Source organism: Devosia litorisediminis, from assembly GCF_018334155.1.
GTDB classification, from domain to species: domain Bacteria; phylum Pseudomonadota; class Alphaproteobacteria; order Rhizobiales; family Devosiaceae; genus Devosia; species Devosia litorisediminis.
Window position 1 is genome coordinate 2,051,441 of the sequence record NZ_JAGXTP010000001.1, and the last position, 20,657, is coordinate 2,072,097.

General features: G+C 59.5%; 19 protein-coding genes and 1 tRNA gene. 16 read left to right on the forward strand and 4 right to left on the reverse strand.

All coding sequences use genetic code 11. The annotated features are described in order from the left end of the window. Nucleotides 1–2 precede the first annotated feature (2 nt). From KD146_RS09825 to KD146_RS09835, 3 genes are all read left to right on the forward strand, one after another. Nucleotides 3–1,052, forward strand: a complete 1,050-nt coding sequence (locus tag KD146_RS09825) for an ABC transporter permease (protein ID WP_212658495.1) — start codon at nt 3–5, stop codon at nt 1,050–1,052. Nucleotides 1,053–1,083: 31 nt separating this feature from the next. Further along, on the forward strand, nt 1,084–1,926 hold the full coding sequence (locus KD146_RS09830) for a DeoR/GlpR family DNA-binding transcription regulator (protein ID WP_249327634.1): 843 nt from the start codon (nt 1,084–1,086) through the stop codon (nt 1,924–1,926). Between the two features lie 292 nt (nt 1,927–2,218). Further along, nucleotides 2,219–3,103: a D-ribose ABC transporter substrate-binding protein gene (locus KD146_RS09835; protein ID WP_249327818.1), complete on the forward strand. Its 885-nt coding sequence runs from the start codon at nt 2,219–2,221 to the stop codon at nt 3,101–3,103. Between the two features lie 126 nt (nt 3,104–3,229). On the opposite strand, the gene KD146_RS09840 is transcribed toward KD146_RS09835, so the two are convergent. After that, entirely contained in the window at nt 3,230–4,264 is a 1,035-nt protein-coding gene (locus tag KD146_RS09840) for a LacI family DNA-binding transcriptional regulator (RefSeq protein ID WP_212658497.1), read from the reverse strand. 246 nt (nt 4,265–4,510) lie between these two features. On the opposite strand from KD146_RS09840, the gene KD146_RS09845 reads away from it, so the two are divergent. The 6 genes from KD146_RS09845 to KD146_RS09870 all read left to right on the forward strand — a co-directional run bounded on the left by KD146_RS09845 (nt 4,511) and on the right by KD146_RS09870 (nt 10,662). Then, complete coding sequence (locus KD146_RS09845) at nt 4,511–5,560, forward strand: Gfo/Idh/MocA family protein (RefSeq protein WP_212658498.1); 1,050 nt, start codon at nt 4,511–4,513, stop codon at nt 5,558–5,560. Next, complete coding sequence (locus KD146_RS09850) at nt 5,557–6,498, forward strand: sugar phosphate isomerase/epimerase family protein (RefSeq protein ID WP_212658499.1); 942 nt, start codon at nt 5,557–5,559, stop codon at nt 6,496–6,498. Before KD146_RS09845 ends, KD146_RS09850 begins: the two co-directional genes overlap by 4 nt. 77 nt (nt 6,499–6,575) lie before the next feature. After that, nucleotides 6,576–7,799 (forward strand): ABC transporter substrate-binding protein, encoded by a 1,224-nt coding sequence (locus tag KD146_RS09855; protein ID WP_212658500.1) that lies wholly within the window; start codon nt 6,576–6,578, stop codon nt 7,797–7,799. Nucleotides 7,800–7,871: 72 nt separating this feature from the next. Continuing rightward, a complete protein-coding gene (locus KD146_RS09860; protein WP_212658501.1) occupies nt 7,872–8,774 on the forward strand; it encodes a carbohydrate ABC transporter permease in 903 nt (300 codons plus the stop codon). Further along, the gene (locus KD146_RS09865; protein WP_212658502.1) at nt 8,771–9,598 is read left to right on the forward strand and encodes a carbohydrate ABC transporter permease; all 828 of its coding nucleotides are present in this window, start codon (nt 8,771–8,773) and stop codon (nt 9,596–9,598) included. Before KD146_RS09860 ends, KD146_RS09865 begins: the two co-directional genes overlap by 4 nt. Then, nucleotides 9,595–10,662 carry an ABC transporter ATP-binding protein gene (locus KD146_RS09870; protein WP_212658503.1) on the forward strand — a complete coding sequence of 356 codons (1,068 nt, stop codon included), beginning with the start codon at nt 9,595–9,597 and terminating at the stop codon, nt 10,660–10,662. The genes KD146_RS09865 and KD146_RS09870 overlap by 4 nt, the downstream gene beginning before the upstream one ends. 53 nt (nt 10,663–10,715) lie before the next feature. On the opposite strand, the gene KD146_RS09875 is transcribed toward KD146_RS09870, so the two are convergent. From KD146_RS09875 to KD146_RS09885, 3 genes are all read right to left on the reverse strand, one after another. Then, nucleotides 10,716–10,934 carry an LrgB family protein gene (locus KD146_RS09875; RefSeq protein WP_212659180.1) on the reverse strand — a complete coding sequence of 73 codons (219 nt, stop codon included), beginning with the start codon at nt 10,932–10,934 and terminating at the stop codon, nt 10,716–10,718. 127 nt (nt 10,935–11,061) lie between these two features. After that, nucleotides 11,062–11,298, reverse strand: coding sequence for a hypothetical protein (locus KD146_RS09880; RefSeq protein ID WP_212658504.1), 237 nt, complete (start codon nt 11,296–11,298; stop codon nt 11,062–11,064). 125 nt (nt 11,299–11,423) lie between these two features. Next, a tRNA-Gln gene (locus tag KD146_RS09885) sits at nt 11,424–11,497 on the reverse strand. A 258-nt stretch (nt 11,498–11,755) separates the two neighbouring features. Between KD146_RS09885 and KD146_RS09890 the strand changes: the two genes are divergently transcribed. The 7 genes from KD146_RS09890 (at nt 11,756) to KD146_RS09920 (ending at nt 20,650) form a co-directional block, all read left to right on the forward strand. Then, entirely contained in the window at nt 11,756–12,685 is a 930-nt protein-coding gene (locus tag KD146_RS09890; protein ID WP_212658505.1) for an ArsR/SmtB family transcription factor, read from the forward strand. Between the two features lie 102 nt (nt 12,686–12,787). After that, complete coding sequence (arfA, locus tag KD146_RS09895) at nt 12,788–14,299, forward strand: arabinosylfuranosidase ArfA (protein ID WP_212658506.1); 1,512 nt, start codon at nt 12,788–12,790, stop codon at nt 14,297–14,299. Between the two features lie 313 nt (nt 14,300–14,612). Beyond that, nucleotides 14,613–16,535: an ABC transporter substrate-binding protein gene (locus tag KD146_RS09900; protein ID WP_212658507.1), complete on the forward strand. Its 1,923-nt coding sequence runs from the start codon at nt 14,613–14,615 to the stop codon at nt 16,533–16,535. A gap of 208 nt (nt 16,536–16,743) precedes the next feature. Further along, complete coding sequence (locus KD146_RS09905; protein ID WP_212658508.1) at nt 16,744–17,748, forward strand: ABC transporter permease; 1,005 nt, start codon at nt 16,744–16,746, stop codon at nt 17,746–17,748. A gap of 7 nt (nt 17,749–17,755) precedes the next feature. Beyond that, nucleotides 17,756–18,613, forward strand: a complete 858-nt coding sequence (locus KD146_RS09910) for an ABC transporter permease (protein WP_212658509.1) — start codon at nt 17,756–17,758, stop codon at nt 18,611–18,613. 148 nt (nt 18,614–18,761) lie between these two features. Continuing rightward, nucleotides 18,762–19,742 carry an ABC transporter ATP-binding protein gene (locus KD146_RS09915; RefSeq protein ID WP_212659181.1) on the forward strand — a complete coding sequence of 327 codons (981 nt, stop codon included), beginning with the start codon at nt 18,762–18,764 and terminating at the stop codon, nt 19,740–19,742. Continuing rightward, nucleotides 19,739–20,650: an ABC transporter ATP-binding protein gene (locus KD146_RS09920; RefSeq protein WP_212658510.1), complete on the forward strand. Its 912-nt coding sequence runs from the start codon at nt 19,739–19,741 to the stop codon at nt 20,648–20,650. Before KD146_RS09915 ends, KD146_RS09920 begins: the two co-directional genes overlap by 4 nt. The last annotated feature ends 7 nt before the right edge of the window (nt 20,651–20,657 follow it).

Below are 20,657 nucleotides of genomic sequence, written 5' to 3' on the forward strand. Positions count from 1 at the left end.
TCATGTCTACTGCCACTGCATCTGCCCAATCGAGTGCTGGCGGCGGCCAGTCAGCCCTGCTGCTGTTGCTGAAATTGCGCACTTTTATTGCGCTGATCATCGTCGTTGTGTTTTTCGCGCTGATGGCGCCGAACTTCGTCTCAGTCGCCAATGCGGTGATCGTTTCCAAGCACGTGGCGATCAACGCCATTCTGGCGATCGGCATGACCTACGTCATCTTGACCGGGGGTATCGACCTTTCTGTCGGCTCTATCGTAGGCCTCACCGGGATGGTCGCAGGCGGATTGCTCGTACACGGCCTGCAATTGCCAATGCTGGGTGTGGTCATCTACCCCAACGTGATTGAAGTGGTGCTGATTGCGCTGGGCGTAGGCACGGCGATCGGGGCGATCAACGGGTTTCTCATAACCAAACTGGGTGTTGCGCCGTTCATTGCCACGCTGGGCACGCTGTATGTTGCGCGTGGCTCGGCACTGCTGCTGTCAGGCGGCGCGACATTCTCGAACCTGGTGGGCAAGCCGGAACTGGGCAATCAGGGGTATCCCTTCATTGGCTCGGGTTCCATTCTGGGCATTCCGGTTTCGATCGTGATGCTGATCGTACTGGCCCTTATTGCGGCCTATGTGGCGCAACGGACACCATTCGGGCGCCGCGTCTACGCCGTGGGCGGCAATGAGCGTGCTGCTGCATTGTCCGGTGTGCGTGTGGATCGCATCAAGATCGCGGTCTATATGATCTCCGGATTCTGCGCTGCCGTGGTCGGCCTGATCGTATCGTCGCAGCTGGTGGCATCGCACCCGGCCAGCGGCGAAACATTCGAATTGAATGCCATTGCTGCGGCGGTTCTGGGTGGCACTTCGCTGTCGGGCGGCCGCGGTCTGATCGGCGGAACCATTGTTGGCGCCTTTGTTATCGGCGTGCTGAGCGACGGCCTGGTGATGATGGGTGTTTCGGAATTCTGGCAGATGGTGATCAAAGGACTTGTGATTATTGCCGCTGTTGTGCTCGATCAGTTGCAACGCAGGCTTGCCGCCAATTCCCGTCAGGGGTAGGAGGGGCATAACCCACGCGAGGAGCGACGACTTGGCCGATTCCAGGACAACCAGCGCCAAACCCACACGCAAGGCCCGCACAGCGAACACGGATGCGTCGCGGCAGAACCTGCTGGCTGAACCGCGCCGGATGAAAATCCTGGAATGGCTGCAGGAAGAAGGCAGCGCGCGCGTGCGGGATCTGTCGGTTGCGTTCGGCGTTTCCGAAGCAACCATTCGGCAGGATCTGGAAAAACTCGATACTGATGGTTTCGTTGTGCGCGAGCATGGCGGCGCCTACCTAAAATCGATGCCGCAGCAGGTACAATCCATGTCGTTGCAGCATCTGACCAATATGGACAACAAGAAGAAGATCGGGCGCGCTGCTGCCGCTCTGGTTGGCCCCGGCGAAACCATCATCATTGATTCCGGCTCAACGACAACCGAGGTCGCCAACAGCCTGCTGGGACATCACAATCTGAACGTGATCACCAATGCGATCAATATTGCGCTGACGCTGGGCGCCCTACCGTCGATGACGGTGCATATGTCGGGCGGGCTGTTCAAGGCGCCCACACTATCGCTGACCGGTGAGAAATCAGGCGACTTCTTTGAAGGCATTTTTGCCGAAAAGCTGTTCCTGGCCACGGCCGCGGTGTCGTTCGAAGCCGGGCTCACCTTCCCCGCCATGGCCGACCTCTATGTCAAACGCGCCATGATCAAGGCGGCTTCAAAAGTGTATCTGGTCGCTGACAGCTCCAAGATTGGCCGGACCTCGTTCTCGTCGCTGGGGCCAATCGATCTGATCGGCGGTTTCATCACCGATGACGGCATTACCGATGCCGACCGTGCAGAATTCGAGAAGCGCGGCATCGAAGTTATCGTCGCGCGCTGATCGCGGCTTTCCTGCGTCTTTTCTTCCTCGTCCATAGCAAGCTCCCAGTCGCCCTAACTGTGCGGCACGCTGCCGTTTGTCTAGTTGTATGTTGAATTTTTACGCCCTTCGAAAGAAACGGCTCATTGACTCTTCTTGACTTCATTTGTAATCATCAAAAAACGCAAAAAATACCAATCAGCCGAAAGCGCTGGTGTTTGCGAAACGCCCCCATACAGGGCACTTGGAGGACACAATGAAGATCGTAAAGACTATTGCTGCTTTGGCACTGGGTGCCATCGCAGGCGTTGCGATGGCAGCGCCAACAATGGCTCAGGACCTGGTCGTGATTATCACGCCAAGCCACGACAACCCATTCTTTGCAGCTGAAGCTGAGGGTGCAAAAGCGCGCGCCGAGGAAATGGGCTATGCAACGCAGGTCTATTCGCACGATGACGACGCCAACAAGCAGAATGAGTTGATCGACTCCGCCATCGCTGCTGGCGCCGTTGCCATCATTCTGGACAATGCTGGTGCTGACGCCTCGGTCGCTGCGGTGCAGAAGGCCAAGGACGCAGGTATTCCCTCATTCCTGATCGACCGTGAAATCAATGCCACCGGCGTTGCTGTCGCGCAGATCGTGTCGAACAACTACCAGGGCGCAACACTGGGTGCTGAATCCTTTGTTGAAGCCATGGGCGAAGCTGGCAATTATGTTGAACTGGTGGGCAAGGAATCCGACACCAATGCCGGTATCCGCTCTTCGGGCTATCATGACGTGATCGATCAGTATCCAGACATGATCATGGTTGCGCAGCAGAGCGCCAACTGGAGCCAGACCGAAGCCTTCACCAAGATGGAATCCATCCTGCAGGCCAATCCGGACATCAAAGGCGTTATCGCCGGCAACGACACCATGGCCATGGGCGCCGTGGCGGCACTTGAAGCCGCGGGCCGCAGCGACGTGATCGTGGTGGGCTTTGACGGCTCCAATGACGTGCGCGATGCCATCACCGCCGGCAAGATCCACGCAACCGTGCTGCAGCCCGCTTACCGTCAGGCTCAGTATGCTGTGGAACTGGCCGACAAGTATCTCAAGGAAGGCTCGACCGGCGTTGACGAGAAGATCTCGATGGACTGCGTGTTGATCGACGAGACCAACGCGGCTCAGCTCGAGACTTTCCAGATCAAGGGCTAGTTGACCCTCGGGGGGGGGGATCGCTGATCACCCTCACCTACACTCCCGAAGACGGTCGGCTTCCCTGGAGCCGGCCGTTTTTTTGCGTGAAAGCGTCTGGACAATGCCAGCCGTTCAAGAGGCGCCTCAGCGCACCGGGGCGTCGCTATCGCCTTCAACCAATTGCATGGGGACCACGCGCCGAACCACCCCCAGACGATATTGATCACCATAGGCGGGCATAGTGGCGAGCAGCGCTTCTGCAAGGGCGATACCGAGATCGCGCAGTGAAATACGAAAGCAGGTCAGCTTGGGCGTGAGGTAGTGGGCGTGGGGACTGTCGCGCCCAATAATCGCAAAGTCCCTACCCGGCTCGAGACCGCTATCGTAGAGCCCCCGATAGAGTCCGACCGACATGACCTCGTTGGTCAGCACAAAACCGGTCGGGCGCTGATCCTTGGACATGGATGCAATACTCTGGGCGATCTGGTGACCACCGCGCTCATTGGGATAGGCCCGGAAGACCAAAGCTGGATCAAACGGAATACCATGCGCCACCAGCGCCTTGCGGTAGCTTTCGAGAAACACGAAGCCCAGATTGAGCTCATCGTGCGGCACGAACACGCCAATGCGACGATGGCCCTTGGCGACCAGCCGGTCGACGCCCATCGTCGCCATGCCGGCAAAGTCCAGATCGAGCCAGGGCTGGCCGGCATCGGTCTCACTGCGACCCAGAGCCACAAAGGGAATTTTGCGATTGGCCAGATATTCGATACGGGGGTCGACGCGCTTGGTGGCCGAAATGATCAGCGCGTCGGCAAAGCCTCGCGCCACAATGCGCTGCAGATAGTCATCAGGATCTTCCTCGGAAGAGCACAGCAGCGCGACCAGATCGAGTTGATGACGCGCGAAGACTGTTTGCACGCCATCGAACACGCTCATGAAGAAGACGTCGCCCTCACCCGTGATCTGAGCACCCGTCTGCATCATGAAACCAACCACACCTGTCGTTCCCTTGCGCAGCGAGCGTCCGGCCTGATTGGGCACATAGCCCAGTTCGGCTGCAGCCTCGAGCACGCGCTGGCGGGTTTTCTCGTTTACATCGGGTTTGCCATTGAGGGCGCGCGACACCGTTCCGATAGAAATATCGAGATGCTGCGCGAGACGCCGAATGCCTTTCATGTCGCAGCTTTCCCAAGGTGTTAGCGCTGCGTGTGGCGCGGCGCGGCAATGTCTTCAATGAACGCCCCCTGCCTGCATTGCAAGCGTTGAGGCGCTCAGTTATCCACATGCCCGACCAAATCCAGAAACGTTTACGAAGCAGCATTGACAGGGCAACCGTCGCCAATCTATCGTCGTAAACGTTTACGGATATGCGCACTATCCTCACGCAAGATGAGAGCGGCGCTGCCCTGGGAGGTTTTCATTTTGGTGTTCAAGGCCGTTCTCGCGGGTTGCGGAAGCATGTCCAAAGGTTGGTTGTCGGCGCTCGCCGATCATCTTCCCCTGCAGGGTCGCGTCGAGATTGTTGGTCTGGTCGATCTTGACCTCGCCACCGCACAGGCGCGCGCCGAAGAGTTTGGACTAGGCGACGCGATGATCGGCACCGACCTCGAAACCGTGCTGAGCGCTACCAAGCCGGATTTGCTGTTTGATGTCGTTGTGCCGACCGCGCGGCAGGACGTCGTGACGCGCGCATTGCACCATGGCTGCCACGTGCTCAGCGAAAAGCCGATGGCGGCCAGTCTGGATGCCGCGCAGACCATGATTGCTGCCGCAAAAGCTGCCGGGCGCGTGCATGCCATCGTTCAGAACCGGCGCTTCATCGCAGGTATTCGACGTATTCGTCGCCTGATCGAAAGCGGCAGCCTGGGCGAGGTCACTGCGCTGCATTGTGACTTCTTCATCGGCGCCCATTTTGGCGGCTTCCGCGAAGAAATGGACAACGTATTGCTGCTGGACATGGCCATCCACACACTGGACGCTGCGCGCTACATGGCGGGCGTTGCTCCCAAGGCGGTGTATTGCCTGGAAACCAATCCAAGCGGGTCCTGGTATGCGCACGGGGCTGCCGCCAATGCGATCTTCGAGTTCGATCACGGTGTGGTCTTCAACTATCGCGGCAGTTGGTGTGCCGAGGGCGCCAATACCAGTTGGGAGAGCGCCTGGCGGATCATCGGCACCAAGGGCACGCTGCTGTGGGATGGCGAAGAGAGCTTTGAGGCCAGGGTGGTGAGCGGCGACAGTGGCTTCTTCCGCGAGTTGACCCCTCTGGACGTTCCAGAGCCCGCCGACATTGCCCAAACCCACGGCCATGCCAGCGTGATCGCCGACTTCCTCGATGCCATTGCAGAGGGCCGCGCACCCGAAACTGTCGGCACTGACAACATCAACAGTCTGGCCATGGTCTTTGCCGCCATCGAAAGCGCCAAGATCGGCCAACGCGTCCTAATCGCAAATCAGGAAATTCACTCGTGAGCAATCCAGCCAAATCCATCCGTATCGGCACCATGATTCAGGCGACCGAGGGCAAGGCGCCTGAGAACATCGCAGCTATTGCCGATCTGGGCTTTGAGAGCTTTGAACCGTTTTTCTGGCAGACCACCAATGGTCAGGATCTTGCCGAACTGGGCAAGCGTTCACGCGACGCCATTGGTGATCGCGACATTACCATTTCGACCTTGGGCATGTTCGGCAATCCACTGGAAGACCAGGAGATGGATCGCCAGACCCTGCAGGGCTGGAAGGACTGCATCGACAATGCCCACCATTTCGGTGCCACTTGCGTGGCGGGCTTCACCGGCCGCATTCGCAACCAGAAGCTGACCGACAGCCTGCCCAAATACAAGCAGGTCTGGAGTGAACTGGCCAAGCGCGCCGCTGACAAGGGCGTCAAGATCGCCTTTGAAAATTGCGCCATGGATGGCAATTGGCAGACCGGCGACTGGAACATTGCGCACAATCCCGACGCCTGGGAACTGATGTTCAACGAGACCCCAGATGACAATATCGGGCTCGAATGGGAGCCCTGCCACCAGTTGGTCTATCTGATTGATCCCCTGCCCCAGATCCGCAAATGGGCGCATAAATTCTTTCACGTACATGGCAAGGACGCCACGGTGCGCTGGGAGGTCATTCGCGAACATGGCGTGTTCGGCAAGGAGCCGTTCGTCTTCATGCGCACGCCCGGATTTGGCGACAGCAACTGGACCGATGTGATTTCCGAGTTGCGACTGGCCGGCTATCGGGGCTCGATCGACATCGAAGGCTGGCACGACCCGGTCTACCGTGACGCGCTGGAAATGACCGGTCAGGTACGTGGTCTCAACTATCTCAAACAGTGCCGTGGCGGCGACTTCGTTGACGCCCAGGCCGCCTACGATGGCGGTGATCCATCACTGAAGAATCCGGCCTGAAGCCGGTTATGCCGGCCGGGCCAGGGAGGGTTCGGGCGGCGCGTTTATCGCAGATGTTCTGCACAGGGAGGAAAGACATGTTCAAGACCACCAGCCTTATCGTGGCACTGGCGAGCGTTTCGCTGCTGTCGCTCAATGCCGCAGCCCAGGAAGATGTGACCATCACCATCTGGTCGCTCGATGACGAAAACCAGCCCGCGCTCAATCTGGCGCGAGAGTTCAGCGAAATGGACAATGGCATCACGGTGGATTACCGCCAGATCCAGTTCGACGACGTGGTCAGCGAGTCCATGCGCGCCTTCGCCACCGGCCAGGCGCCCGACATCATTGCCGTCGACAACCCCGAGCATGCCCTGTTTGCGGCACGCGGCGCATTTCTTGACATCACTGACATGGTGGCCAATTCCCAAGCCATTGACCCCGATAACTACTTCCCGGGCCCGCTCAATTCCGTGAGCTGGAATGGCAAGATTTTCGGCGTCCCCAAGGCCACCAACACCATCGCGCTGTACTACAACAAGGACCTGTTTGCCGCAGCAGGCATCGACGCACCGCCTCAGACCTGGGCAGAGCTGGTCGAAGACGCCCGCACCCTCACCGACCCCGCAAACAACGTCTATGGCCTGGCTTTTTCAGCCAAGGCCAGCGAGGAAGGCACGTTCCAGTTCCTGCCCTGGGCCCAGATGGCTGGCGGCGGCTATGACAATATCAATGCCGCGGGTGCGGTAGAGGCACTTGAGACCTGGAAAGTCATCCTTGATGAGAAGCTGGCCTCGCCCGACACGCTGACACGAGGTCAGTGGGACTCCACCGGCACCTTCAACTCGGGCAATGCTGCCATGGTAATTTCCGGACCGTGGGAGCTCAACCGCATGCTGGACGAGGCCAAGTTTGACTGGGGCGTGGCCTTGCTGCCCGTGCCGGAAGAAGGCGCGCCGCGGTCATCGGCCATGGGCGACTTCAACTGGGCGATCTTCTCGTCCTCCAAACACCCTGACGAGGCCTTCCAGGCGCTTGAATATTTCGCCAGCCAGGACGACCGGTTGTTCCCCGAATTTGGCCAGTTGCCAGCGCGTTCCGATATCGCCATCCCAGAAACGGGCATTGCGCTCAAGGATGCCGCGCTCAAAGTGTTCCAGGAACAGCTGCAGTATGCGCAGGCACGCGGTCCACACCCCGAATGGCCAAAGATCTCCAAGGCTATTCAGGACGCCATCCAGTCGGCCCTGACCGGCCAGATGAGCGCCAAAGATGCGCTTGATCAGGCCGCCTCAACGATTTCGGGCGTGCTGGGTTCATAGGGTCCTCCCCCCTATCACTGGCTGCCCGGCATTGTGTCGGGCAGCCGATTTTACCAAGTGAGGAGACCGACCATGTCCCGGCTGCTTTCGAGCCTGCGTGACGGCAAGGGTTTCGACATTGTGCTTGTCGCCGTGCCACTGCTGTTTCTGGTGGTGCTCAGCGGCCTGCCGCTGCTGTACAATGTGGTGATGAGTTTTCAGGAAGTTGACCTGTTCAGCCTGGGGACGCTCAATCGGCCCTGGGTCGGCTTTGACAACTACGTCACCGTGTTCAGCCAACCCGAGACCTGGCCCATCCTGCGCAATACGGCGGTGTTTGTGTGTGCCTCAATCGCCGGGCAGTTCGTGCTCGGTTTTGGTCTGGCGTTGTTCTTCTCGCTGAAATTCCCGGGCGCGGCCTATATGCGCGGCCTGTTCCTGGTGTCCTGGGTGATGCCGGGCCTGGTGGTCGGCGCGATCTGGAACTGGATACTGGCCGGGGATTTCGGCGTGCTCAACTACGTGCTGAAATCGCTCGGGTTCATCTCCGAGAGCATTTTCTGGCGCTCCGATACCAACTGGTCGCTCTGGGCAGTTATCATTGCAAATATCTGGCTGGGCACGGCGTTCAACATGATCCTGCTGTCGGTCGGACTGGCCAGCATTCCCAAGGACCTCTACGAGGCCGCGGCGCTGGACGGTGCAACGGGTTGGCAGCGGTTCTGGACCATTACCCTGCCCATGATGCGCGCCACTATCGGCGCCGTGGTGTCGCTGGGTTTGATCTTCACGCTGCAGCAGTTCGACCTGTTCGCCTCGATCACCTCGGGTGGTCCGGCCAATTCCTCCAACGTGGCTCAATATTGGGCCTGGGAGCTGAGCTTCCGCCAATACGACTTCGCGCACGGCGCCACTGTATCGGTGGTCATGATCGCCGTGGTGATGCTGGCTGCCATTGTCTATGTGCGTTCCACCAAGCATGAGGTGCGTGGATGACCCCGCTATGGACCCAACGCCTATTGCTGGTGGTCGCGATCCTGCTGGCCCTGCTCTATCTGTTCCCGCTTTACTGGATGTATGTGACAAGCCTGAAGACCGGCTCGGAGATCTTTGCCACCCCACCTGGCTTTGTTCCGGCAGACCCGCAATGGGGCGTGTTCGGCTATGTCTGGGGCTTGCGCGATATGGGCCGGTTCCTGTGGAACTCGGTGATCATCGCCTCGGGCACTATGGTGCTGACGGCCCTGCTGGGCACCGGCTGCGCCTATGTGCTGGCGCGGTATCGCAATATGTGGATCGATGTGGCGCTGTTTCTGGTGCTGATGCTGCAGGTGCTGCCCGCTTCCCTGATGATCACGCCGCTGTTTGTCGGCTTTTCCATGGCGGGTCTGCTCAACCACCCACAACTGGCCGTGGTGTTGGCGCTGACGGCCAAGACCATGCCGTTCTTTGTGGTGTTGGTGCGGGCAACCTTCATGAGCGTGCCCGGCGAGCTTGAAGAAGCCGCTCAGGTCGATGGTAATTCACGCATCGGCGCATTCTGGAACATCGTGCTGCCGCTGGCCCGCAACGGCATTCTGGTGTCGGCCATCCTGATCTTCATGCAGGCCTTTGGCGAGTTCGTCTATTCCAAGTCGATCATTCAGGCCGTGGAATTGCAGCCAGCCAGTGTCGGTCTGAATGCCTTCATGGGCCCCAATACCACCGAGTGGAACAACATCATGGCCTATGCCTCAATCTATGTGACGCCGATCCTGGCGGCCTTTGTCCTCTTGCAGCGCCGGATTGTCTCCGGCCTTACCTCGGGAGCCCTCAAATGAGCGCGGAACCGCAAATTGAACTGGTCGGCATCGACAAGCATTATGGCGAATTCCATGCGCTGAAAAATATCAGCCTGACCATAGAGAAAGGTCAGTTCGTGGCGCTGGTGGGGCCTTCCGGCTGTGGCAAATCCACCCTGTTGCGCTCGCTGGCGGGCCTGGAAACCATTTCGGGCGGCACGATGAAGATCGCGGGTCGAGTGATGAACAATGTACCGCCGCGCAAGCGCGACGTGGCCATGGTGTTCCAGACCTATGCGCTCTATCCGCATATGACTGTGCTTGAGAACATGACCTATTCGCTTCGGCTCAAGGGCACTTCAAAGGCCGAGGCCAATCGGGCAGCCGAAGATGTGGCGGAAACTACCGGGTTAAGCGGGCTGCTGGGGCGCTATCCGCGCGAGCTCTCGGGCGGGCAACGGCAACGCGTGGCCATGGGCCGGGCAATCATCCGCAACCCCAAGGCGTTCCTGTTTGATGAACCGCTGTCCAATCTCGATGCGGCGCTGCGCGTCCATATGCGCAAGGAAATCCGTGCCCTGCATGACCGGCTTGGTGCCACGTCTGTCTATGTCACCCATGACCAGATCGAGGCCATGACAATGGCCGACCATGTGGTGGTTATGCGTGACGGGGTGATCGAGCAGCAGGGCTCGCCGCTCGAACTGTATGACCGACCGATCAGCCGCTTCGTAGCGGGCTTTATTGGGTCGCCCGCGATGAACTTTGTCGCCGCAACAGTTAGTGCAGATGGTTGCAGCGCTGGCCTGAACACCGCCGAAGGCGGCGCTGTCCCCCTGTCCGGAGCGCTGGAGGCTGGGCGCCGCATTGTGGTGGGTCTGCGCCCAGAGCACTTGCGCGCAGTGCCGGAGAATGGCCAGTTCAGGCTGGAAGTCGGCCCCGTTGAATCAACCGGCTCGACCACGTTCATCTCCTCGGCAGACGGGCTGGTGACGCTGGTGCAATCGGAGCGGACAGGGCTCAAGACCGGCGATCACATCGCGCTGACGATCGCGCCCGAGCACGTGCATGTGTTTGATGCCGATAGTGGGCTGCGCATTTAGGCAACCGGTCAGGAAAAGCCGAACCGCAATGCCGTGTCGCCGCCATTGAGGGCCTAGACCAGCCTCACGAACGCGCCGACAAGCTGATCGACTTGAAACGCCTTTGCCGTGCCGCAGCCACGCGATGTCAGCCCGACGGCAAAGCAGCCTGCAGCGTAATTGTTGAGCTTGGGGGCCTTCATCAACGGCGTGACGCTCTGCGCCCCCAGGATCCCGGTAGCTATGATCAGCACCGCTGTCAGAGCGGGTTTGCCGCCTATTTCACGAGCGATGCCGGCAGTGCCCGATTTTGTAGCGCGCGCTCAAATGGTCTCGTTACCAGCCCCGAACAGAAACGTGACACTGGTAGCTGAAAGAATTACAAATTGGCGAGCCGATGCTCAACAGCCCGCGACACCCTCACGGTTGGAAGCGCCCTTTTTCACACCAAAAGCGGCTAGCGACACCGGGCTGCGCGTTGAACAATTCGGCAGCCACCTGACAATTCTCCTGGTTGTAGGCAGCGCCCTCGCCGCTATCGAACGAGGCAATGTGTATGCGCATGGCCGCATCGAGTGGGCTGTTGCGGTAGAAAGTATAAGAATCATCGCCACCGCACCCGGCCAATGCAAGTGCCGTCACGACAATGGCGATCATTCGAACGGTCATTGTTATACCCAAGCTTGCAGAACTATTCCACAAGCCAGAGTGCTACCACAAAGAGCGACGACCGCCTGCTACAACAGCCCGACAAGTCATCGATGGAATTTGATAAAAAGATTTGGCTGGGGAACCTGGATTCGAACCAAGATTGACGGAGTCAGAGTCCGCAGTTCTACCATTGAACTATTCCCCAGCAGGCCGATGACCGGCTGGCGTGGGGAGACGGATCATCCCGACGCGGGGACTGCATAGACAATGCCGGCTGAGATTGCAAGCGTCTGGGGGACAGTTTTACACCATCGGCGCAGGCAGGGGGACAAGTTTGAAATCCCCAGGGGTATCTGGCGCTATCGGGGGGCGGGCCAACGCGGCGCCAGACGGCCAAGGTTGATTGGATCAGCATTCGTGATAGAAATGATCACAAGCCTGTTCCTGCCGCGAAAGAGCCCTGATGAGCCGCAATTTTCTGGTCGTTGACCCCGAAGAGGATATGGATGTTCTCAAGGGTCTGGCTTCGCCAATCCGGGTGAAAATCCTCAAGCTGCTGCATGTCGAAGGCGCGATGAACGGCAATGATATTGCCGACAAACTCAGCCTGCCCCAATCCACGGTTTCGACCAATATCCAGATTCTGGAGAGCGCCGGCCTGATCCGTACCGAGACGCAAAAGGCGCGCAAGGGCAATCAGAAGATCTGCCATTCGATGTTCGACGAAGTGATGGTGATGTTCAAGGAAGACATCAAACCGTTGGCGGCCAATACCATCGAAGTGGCCATGCCGCTTGGACTTTACACCAGTTGCGACGTGTCGGCGCCGTGTGGGCTGTGCTCGACGGACGGGATTATCGGGCTGCTGGATGTGCCCGATACGTTTCTGGATCCCGACCGGATGAAGGCCGGGCTGATCTGGTTCACACGCGGTTATCTCGAATACCAGTTTCCCAATAACGCCAAGCTGAGCCAGCACACGATCGAGGCCATGGAGTTTTCCATGGAGCTCAGTTCAGAGGTGCCGGGCACCTCGGCAGACTGGCCCAGCGACATTACGCTGTCGGTCAATGGGACCGAAATCGGCACCTGGATGAGCCCGGGTGATTTTGGCGACAAACGCGGCGTCTATACCCCCGATTGGTGGAAACTCAAGGGTAGCCAGTATGGCAAACTCAAGAGCTGGCGGGTGACGACAGACGGCACCTATGTCGACGGGATGAAGATTTCTCCGATCTCGCTGAGCGATTTGGATCTGGCAAATCACCATTCGATCCGTTTGCGCATCGCCGTCAAGCCAGACGCTAAACACCCGGGCGGCATCAATATTTTTGGCCGCGGCTTCGGCAATTACGATCAGGAAATCATCATGCGCCTGCAGACCGAAGCCTAGACGAAATACTTCCTGCCTCCCCTTGCGTGATCCGCGCCGCCTCGTTTACAACGGGGTAACTGATATAAATCAGATAAACGGGATTAGAGGGAGGAGGGCGTCGTGAAAGCATCGGTCGTCGCACATAAGGATTTTACGGTCAGCGCTATTGATGATCGGGTTTACGGGGCCTTTCTGGAGCATCTGGGTCGCGCAATCTATGAAGGCATTTACGAGCCAGACCACCCGAGCGCCGACAAGGACGGCATGCGCGGCGATGTGGCCAAGCTGGTCAAGGATCTCAATGTACCCGTAGTGCGCTACCCCGGGGGTAACTTCGTTTCCGCCTATAACTGGGAAGACGGCATTGGGCCGCGTGAAGAGCGCCCTACCCGGCTGGATCTGGCCTGGCACACCTCGGACAGCAATGCGGTCGGCGTGCATGAATTTGCCGACTGGTGCGACACGGTCGGCACCGAGATGATGCTGGCGGTCAATCTGGGTTCACGCGGCGTCGACGACGCGCGCAATTTTCTGGAATATGTGAACCATCCGGGCGGCAGCTACTGGAGCGACCTGCGCATCAAGAATGGCCGCAAGGAGCCGTTCAACGTCAAGATGTGGTGCCTGGGCAATGAGATGGACGGGCCCTGGCAGGTCGGCCACAAGGATGCCGATGAATATGGCAAGCTGGCCGCCAATACGGCGCGCGCCATGCGCATGTTTGACAGCAAGCTTGAGCTGATCGTGTGCGGCTCATCCAATGCGGACATGGCCAGCTATCCCGACTGGGAACGCATCGTCCTCGAGCACACCTATGAGCATGTCGACCATATTTCGCTGCACATGTACTTTGCCAATCGCGAGAAGGACACAGCCAACTATCTGGCACTGAACCATAAACTCGAAACCTATATCGACACGGTGGCCTCGACCATCACACAGGTGAAGAGCAAGAAGCGCAGCAAGCGCGACGTCTACATCTCGTTTGACGAATGGAATGTCTGGTACCACTCCAACAAGCAGGACCGGGTTATCCTGGAGGGCAATAGCGGCTGGCCGCACGCACCGGGTCTGCTCGAGGACATCTACAATTTCGAAGACGTGCTGATGGTCGGGTTGATCCTGAACAGCTTCATCCGCCGTTCGGACGTGGTCAAGATCGCCTGCATCGCGCAGCTGGTGAATGTGATCGCCCCGATCATGACCGAAAAGGGCGGCCCGGCCTGGGCCCAGACGATCTACTATCCGTACTATTTCGCATCGATCTTCGGCCGTGGTACGGCGTTGAATCTGATTGTCAATTCGCCCGGCTATGACAGCAAGCACGCCGACAACACCCCCTATGTGGATGTGTCGGGCGTGCACAATGAAGAGGAAGGGACGCTGAGCTTCTTCCTGGTCAACCGGCATGCCACGGAATCGATCGATGTGTCGGTGAGCCTGCAGGGATTTGCCGCCGGCACCATCATTGATCATCAGGTGATGACGCATGACAATCTGCAAGCGGTCAATACGGCCAAGAACCAGGCAGAAGTGGCGCCCCGCAAGGGGAATGGCGCCAAGGCTGAAGGCGGTTCGCTGGATGTGAAACTGCCGCCCTATTCGTACCAGATGGTGCGGGTGAAGGTTTAGCGCCAGCTGCCGATAGCGGAGAAACAGGGGAAAACACCCCTGCCCCGCGCGAATGCGAGGCTGGCCGATCTGGCGGGCGCGGAACCCACCGTTGCGAGCAATTGGCTAGCAGACTGTTAGCGTTGAGCACAGCACGCGACCAACGGAGGCGCATCGGCAACGGTGCGCCTCTTTGCATTGTGTATCATGTTTTCCGATTTACATCACAATGCGCGTTGACAAGCATAAGGGGCTGGTTAAGTATGATTTATAGGTGCTGGAGGGCATCTACATACGGAACGCGGGAGGCGTTTCGACAAGGGAGGAGTTAGATATGGATAGACGCAGTTTTCTAATCGGCACGACGGCCGTTGGCGCGCTGATGGCGGCCGGAAACGGGCTTGCATACGCACAAGACGGTGAAGGCGCCGCGCCCGATCTGGGCAAATTCCCACGCAACGAGACGGTCATCGTCCATAATCCAGAGGGCGTGATCCGCAATCCGGCATGGTTCAACCCATGGGTCGTGGGCAGCGGCGCGGGTACCAGCAATGGCCTGCACCAGCTTACCACTGATACGCTGTGGTTCATCGACCCCGATGCGGGCATTGAAGGCGCCAGCACCAATGCCGTGTACAATTCCCTGGCCGACGGCCTGTGGGAATACAATGACGACTTCTCGGAAATGACCGTCAAGCTCAAGCAGGGTATCCTGTGGAGCGATGGCGTCGAATTCACTTCCGCCGACGTCGTCTATACGGTCGAAACCCAGAAGGCGACGCCAGGCACGCCCTATAATGGCGCGTTCACAGCCCAGGTCGCCTCGGTCGAGGCGCCAGACGACTATACGGTCCACTTCAAGCTCAATGCGCCAAACTCGCGCTTCCACGCGCTGTTCTCGGTGCGCTGGACGGCCGCCTGGATCATGCCCAAGCATGTGTTTGAAAAGGTCGACGACATCCTGACCTTCGAGAACAACCCGCCCGTAAGCCTTGGGCCCTACACGCTGCATTCGTTCGACCCGAACGGCACCTGGTACATCTGGGAAAAACGCGCAGACTGGGACAAGACGGCCATGGGCATGGTCGCCGAACCCAAGCCGAAATATGTGATCTACCGGAACAATATCTCGACCGACAATCGCCTGATCGAGATGCGTAACGGCAATCTGGACATGGTCCACGATCTGACGCCGGAAGGCACGTTCTCAATCACCAAGGAAGACCCGAACGTCCAGGGCTGGTTCGCCGGCTTCCCATACGCTCATCCCGATCCTACCCTGGTGATGGCGATCCCGAACCTGCAGAATCCCAAGTTCCAGGACAAGCGCGTTCGCTGGGCTCTGGCGATGATGCTGGATGCGCGGTCGATGTCGATGGCGTCCTATCGTGGCGCGGCGACGCTGTCGGCCATCTCGGTGCCGCCAACGGGAACGCATCCGCGCGACTACCATGCGCCAATGCAGGACTTCCTGATCAATTACGAGATCGATACCGGCACCTCAAAGGTCAAGCCGTATGATCCCACCATCGGCATGCAGATCGCCGATATGGTGCGCCCACAGTTCGGGGACGCAGTGCCAAGCGAGGAGGCCGCTATCCGCAACGCGTTCGGCTATGGCTGGTGGAAGCAGAACATCCCGGCGGCTGAAGAGCTGCTGACCGCAGCCGGCTTCAACAAGGTCGGCGGCCAGTGGATGATGCCAGATGGCCAACCGTTCGCCTTCGAAGTGATGGTGCCGCAGGAAGGCGTGGTCAATCGCCTTGGTGTCATTATCGCCCAGACCTGGGCCCAGAACGGCATTCAGGCCACCGCTCAGGTGGATTCGGACACCTGGGGCCGCCAGCGCGTGGGTGACTATGAAGTCAACATCGCCTGGGCCGTGGAAACCTGGGGCGGTCATCCCGATCTCAGCTTCTTCCTCGACAGCTACCACTCCGCCTATGTGGCTGAGCCGGGCGCATCGCAGCCAGACCGCAACTGGATGCGCTGGTCCGATCCGCGGCTTGACGCGATCATCGAAAAAATCCGTGGCATCGACTTCAATGACCCCAAGGGCATCGAGTACGGCCAGGAGTTCGTCAAGCTGCATCTCGAGGAGATGCCGAACATCCCGATCATGGCCTATAATGTGTTCTCCATTCAGTCGAACCAGTTCTGGACCGGCTGGCCGGATGCAGAAAACAACTATGCCAATCCGGTCACCAACTGGTCGAACGGTCGGTACATCTTCACGCAGATCACGCCCGTCGCGTAAGCGCGTCCTCCCGGGTGGTCCGGCTTGTGCCGGGCTGCCTGGAGGGGCGCGGATTACGCGCCCCTCCACTAATCTGCGTCATCGCAAGGTGGCGCCATTGGCAGGTATGAACTGTCCAGTCCAGCTAACGCCGGATCGAGGGTGACGGGAGGCAAGCCGCCCCAGCCACCAGGACAGGCGCGTCAGAGCGGAGACGCAAGGAGTTCGAATGCAAGGCTATTTCTGGTTTGTCGGGAAGCGCGCGCTGCAGATGCTGGCGGTGATTTTCTGCGGCATTTCCGCGACCTTTCTGGTCACCCATCTCTCCCCCATTGATCCGGTTGAACAAGTGCTTGGGCGATTGTCGTCGCGGGCCAATCTGTCACCGGAAGCCATTGCCTCGACCCGCGCCGCGCTGAGCGAGATGTACGGCACGGGTCAACCAATGCTGAACCAGTATTTCAGCTTCTGGGCGCGCCTTGTGCGGGGCGATCTGGGCCCTTCCCTGATGGCATTTCCGACCCCCGCCATGACCCTGGTCATGCGCGCCATGCCTTGGACCCTGGGGCTGCTGGTGTCCGCGACCCTGGTGACCTTCGTGGTCGGCAATCTGCTGGGGGCACTCGCCGGGTACAACCAGAACAACAGGTTTTTCAAGGCGTTCGGCATATTTGCGATGGGGATCCAGCCCATCCCCTATTACGTCGTCGCTTTCATCCTGCTGATCATTTTCGGGTTCCTGTGGCCCGTGCTGCCCATATCGGGCGGCTTTGCCATGGACGTCACCCCAGGCTGGAACTGGCCGTTTATCAGCTCGGTGCTGCAACACGGCATCCTGCCCGCAACATCGGTCGTGCTGGTTGGATTTGGGGGCTGGTTCATCGGCATGCGCGCGCTGGTGTCCAACATCGTCAATGACGACTACGTCACCTATGCCGAACTGGCCAATGTGGACCAGAAGACCATTGTTGGCAGCTATGTGATCCGCAACGCCATCGTCCCGCAATTGACGGCGCTGGCGATGGCCCTGGGCGGCGTGTTTTCCGGCACGGTGATCACCGAGCAGGTGTTCAACTACCCCGGCCTGGGTTCACTGCTCATCGATGCGGTCAATGCCGGAGATTATTCACTGGTGCTGGCGGTATCGACAGTGTCGATCACGGCGGTGGCCATCGCCATTTTCGTGGTGGACCTGCTGCATCCGCTGCTCGATCCCCGCGTGCGTACGGAGTAGGCCCAGCATGTTTGCCGTTTTTCGCGATCTCATTCGCTACAATATCGAATTCGCCATTGGCGTGGTGCTGGTCGGCGTGGTCACGGTGTTTGCCTCCGCCAGCTTCTTTTCACCAGTCGACCCCTCGCTGATCTACCTGACCATTCCCGATCAGCCGCCCTCATGGCAGTATTGGTTTGGTACCAATTCGCGCGGTCAGGACATGTTCTGGCAGCTCTCGGCGGCCTTCAAGAACAGTCTGACCTTCGGGATTACCGTGGCCGTGCTGAGCCGCATCATCTCGATCTCGGTGGGGCTGACAGCAGGCTATGTCGGGGGGTGGGTTGATCGCGCGCTGATGTTCATCAACGACATCTTCGTGTCGATGCCAATCTTCCCCATTCTGGTGCTGTTCTACTTCGTGCTGCGTAGCCATATGGACAGCATGACGCTGGCGCTGATCATGGCTTGTTTTGGCTGGCCGTTTGACGCACGCCTGATCCGTTCGGTGGCATTGGGACTGAAGCACCGCGAGTTTACGCGCCACGCCGTGTTTGCCGGCATGAGCACACCCAAGGTGCTGCTGGAAGAGCACCTGCCCTATGTGATGCCCATCGTGTTCGCGACCTTCATGAACAACATGCTGTGGTCGATCGGGCTGGAGGTGACGCTGGCGGTGCTGGGGTTCACCAATATCAACCAGCCAACCATCGGCACGGTGCTGTACTGGGCCAATAGCCATTCGGCCATGGTGGTGGGTGTGTGGTGGTGGATCGTAATCCCGGTGATCCTGATCGTCATCACCTTCCTGGGCCTGTTCCTGCTGGCCGTGAGCATGAACGAGTATATCGACCCGCGCAGCCGTCTGAGGAGGATGGGCGCATGATTATCAGCTCGGCCAAGCCAGGCTTTGCCCCCCATCTCCCTGCCTCCCCCGCAAGGGGAGAGGTGTCCCTCCGAGTTGCTGGAGAGAACGCGTGACCCACGACAATACAGACCTGCTCAAGGTCGAGGGCCTCAAGGCCTATTACCAGATGAGCTATTTCGGCGTAGAGCGCGAAGTGCGCGCCGTGGACGACATCTCAATGACCATTCGCAAGAACGAGGTCTATGGCATTGCCGGGGAGAGCTCCTCAGGCAAGACCAGCTTCATCAAGGTGCTGGCCGCCGCCATTCGCCCGCCCATGCGGGTGGTTGCCGGGTCGGTGAAATATGATTTCAAGAACGGGCCCTTCGATGTTGCCAGCGCCACGCCCGAGCAGGTGGCGGCGGTGCGCTGGAAGCATCTGAGCTATATCATGCAGGGCTCCATGAGCACGCTGAACCCGGTGCGGCGGATCGGCAAGACGTTTGAGGATTTCGCCAAGCGGCCGCTGGGGCTGAGCGGGCCGGCCTATCGGGCCCGGGTGCTGGGGCATCTCGATCGGCTCAAGCTGCCCGCCGATGTGCTGCGCGCCTACCCCCATGAACTCAGCGGCGGCATGCGCCAACGCGTCACCATCGGGCTGGCCACGGTGTGCCACCCCGAATTCGTGATTGCGGACGAACCGACTACCGCACTCGATGTGGTGGTGCAAAAGGAAGTGCTCAGCCTGATCCGCGACATTCAGCGGGAAATGGGCAGCTCCGTGGTGTTTGTGACGCATGATATGAGCGTACATGCCAACATCGCGGACCGCGTGGGCATCATCTATGCCGGGCGGCTGGTGGAGGAAGGACCGACGCGCGAAATGTTCTTTGCGCCCAAGCACCCCTATACCGCCCATCTGGTGGCCAGCCTGCCGCGCATTGGTGACACCACGCAGCGCCCGGCGCTGGAGGGACGACCACCCAGCCTGGCCGAACCACCACAGGGGTGCCGGTTTCATCCGCGCTGCCCGCTGGCGGTCGACAAATGCCGGACCGAAGTACCGCCACTTGAAACAGTGGGGCCGGATCATCGCACCGCCTGCTGGCGCTGGCAGGATGTCGAACCGCTGGTCAAACCACAGGCATTGCAGGGGGCCATGGCATGAGCGCACTGCTCGATATTTCAGGGGTTTCCAAGCAGTTCACCATGGGCGGCGTGCTGTCGCGCAAGATGGTCAATGCCGTGCAGGACGCCAGCTTCTCGATCAACCTCGATACGCCGGAGATCTTTACGATCATCGGCGAAAGCGGCTCGGGCAAGACGACGCTGGCCCGGATGATCCTGGGGCTGGAACTGCCCACAAGCGGGGAGATCAGCTTTCGTGGCAAGACGGTGAGCCACAAGGTGAGCCGAGCCGAGCGGCTGGCGTTCATGGCCAATGTGCAGCCGGTGTTTCAGAACCCGTTCGAGGCGTTCAACCCGCTCAAGCGGATCGATCGCTATCTGGAATCCACCGCCAAGCGGTTTCTGAAACTGCGCGAGCAAAGCGACCTGGACCGGGCAATGGATGAAGCCCTGCAGAAGGTCGGGTTGAGCCTGGCTGAGGTGAAGGGGCGGTTTCCCCATGAGATGAGCGGCGGGCAGTTGCAGCGCGCGGCCATTGCGCGGGCGCTGATCCCCAACCCACCACTGCTGGTGGCCGACGAGCCGGTGAGCATGGTCGATGCCAGCCTGCGCATGAGCATTGTCAACCTGCTGCGCAGCCTGCGCGATGATCTGGGCGTGTCGGTAATCTACATCACCCACGATCTGGCCACGGCCTATTACATCTCGAACCGGCTGATCATCATGCAGCGCGGGCGGATCGTGGAGATGGGCGATGCGCGCACGGTGCTCGACAATCCCGAACATCCTTACTCACGCCTGCTCAAGGCCAGCGTGCTGAGCACCGAAGATGCCGGGGCCGGCCAATTGGCCACCGATCCCGAAATGGTGACGCTGGCCAACGCGCTGATTGGTCAGCCCGGCCATCTGGCGGACCGGCCCGATGGGCGGCTGGTGCGCGTGTATTGAGGAGAGC

What these genes read in the sequence shown, in the direction of transcription:
- KD146_RS09825 (WP_212658495.1), top strand. Translation starts at nt 3, where the DNA reads ATGTCTACTGCCACTGCATCTGCCCAATCGAGTGCTGGCGGCGGCCAG.
- KD146_RS09835 (WP_249327818.1), top strand. Translation starts at nt 2,219, where the DNA reads ATGGCAGCGCCAACAATGGCTCAGGACCTGGTCGTGATTATCACGCCA.
- KD146_RS09840 (WP_212658497.1), bottom strand. Translation starts at nt 4,264, where the DNA reads ATGAAAGGCATTCGGCGTCTCGCGCAGCATCTCGATATTTCTATCGGA.
- KD146_RS09855 (WP_212658500.1), top strand. Translation starts at nt 6,576, where the DNA reads ATGTTCAAGACCACCAGCCTTATCGTGGCACTGGCGAGCGTTTCGCTG.
- KD146_RS09860 (WP_212658501.1), top strand. Translation starts at nt 7,872, where the DNA reads ATGTCCCGGCTGCTTTCGAGCCTGCGTGACGGCAAGGGTTTCGACATT.
- KD146_RS09865 (WP_212658502.1), top strand. Translation starts at nt 8,771, where the DNA reads ATGACCCCGCTATGGACCCAACGCCTATTGCTGGTGGTCGCGATCCTG.
- KD146_RS09870 (WP_212658503.1), top strand. Translation starts at nt 9,595, where the DNA reads ATGAGCGCGGAACCGCAAATTGAACTGGTCGGCATCGACAAGCATTAT.
- KD146_RS09880 (WP_212658504.1), bottom strand. Translation starts at nt 11,298, where the DNA reads ATGATCGCCATTGTCGTGACGGCACTTGCATTGGCCGGGTGCGGTGGC.
- KD146_RS09890 (WP_212658505.1), top strand. Translation starts at nt 11,756, where the DNA reads ATGAGCCGCAATTTTCTGGTCGTTGACCCCGAAGAGGATATGGATGTT.
- KD146_RS09900 (WP_212658507.1), top strand. Translation starts at nt 14,613, where the DNA reads ATGGATAGACGCAGTTTTCTAATCGGCACGACGGCCGTTGGCGCGCTG.
- KD146_RS09905 (WP_212658508.1), top strand. Translation starts at nt 16,744, where the DNA reads ATGCAAGGCTATTTCTGGTTTGTCGGGAAGCGCGCGCTGCAGATGCTG.
- KD146_RS09910 (WP_212658509.1), top strand. Translation starts at nt 17,756, where the DNA reads ATGTTTGCCGTTTTTCGCGATCTCATTCGCTACAATATCGAATTCGCC.
- KD146_RS09915 (WP_212659181.1), top strand. Translation starts at nt 18,762, where the DNA reads ATGAGCTATTTCGGCGTAGAGCGCGAAGTGCGCGCCGTGGACGACATC.
- KD146_RS09920 (WP_212658510.1), top strand. Translation starts at nt 19,739, where the DNA reads ATGAGCGCACTGCTCGATATTTCAGGGGTTTCCAAGCAGTTCACCATG.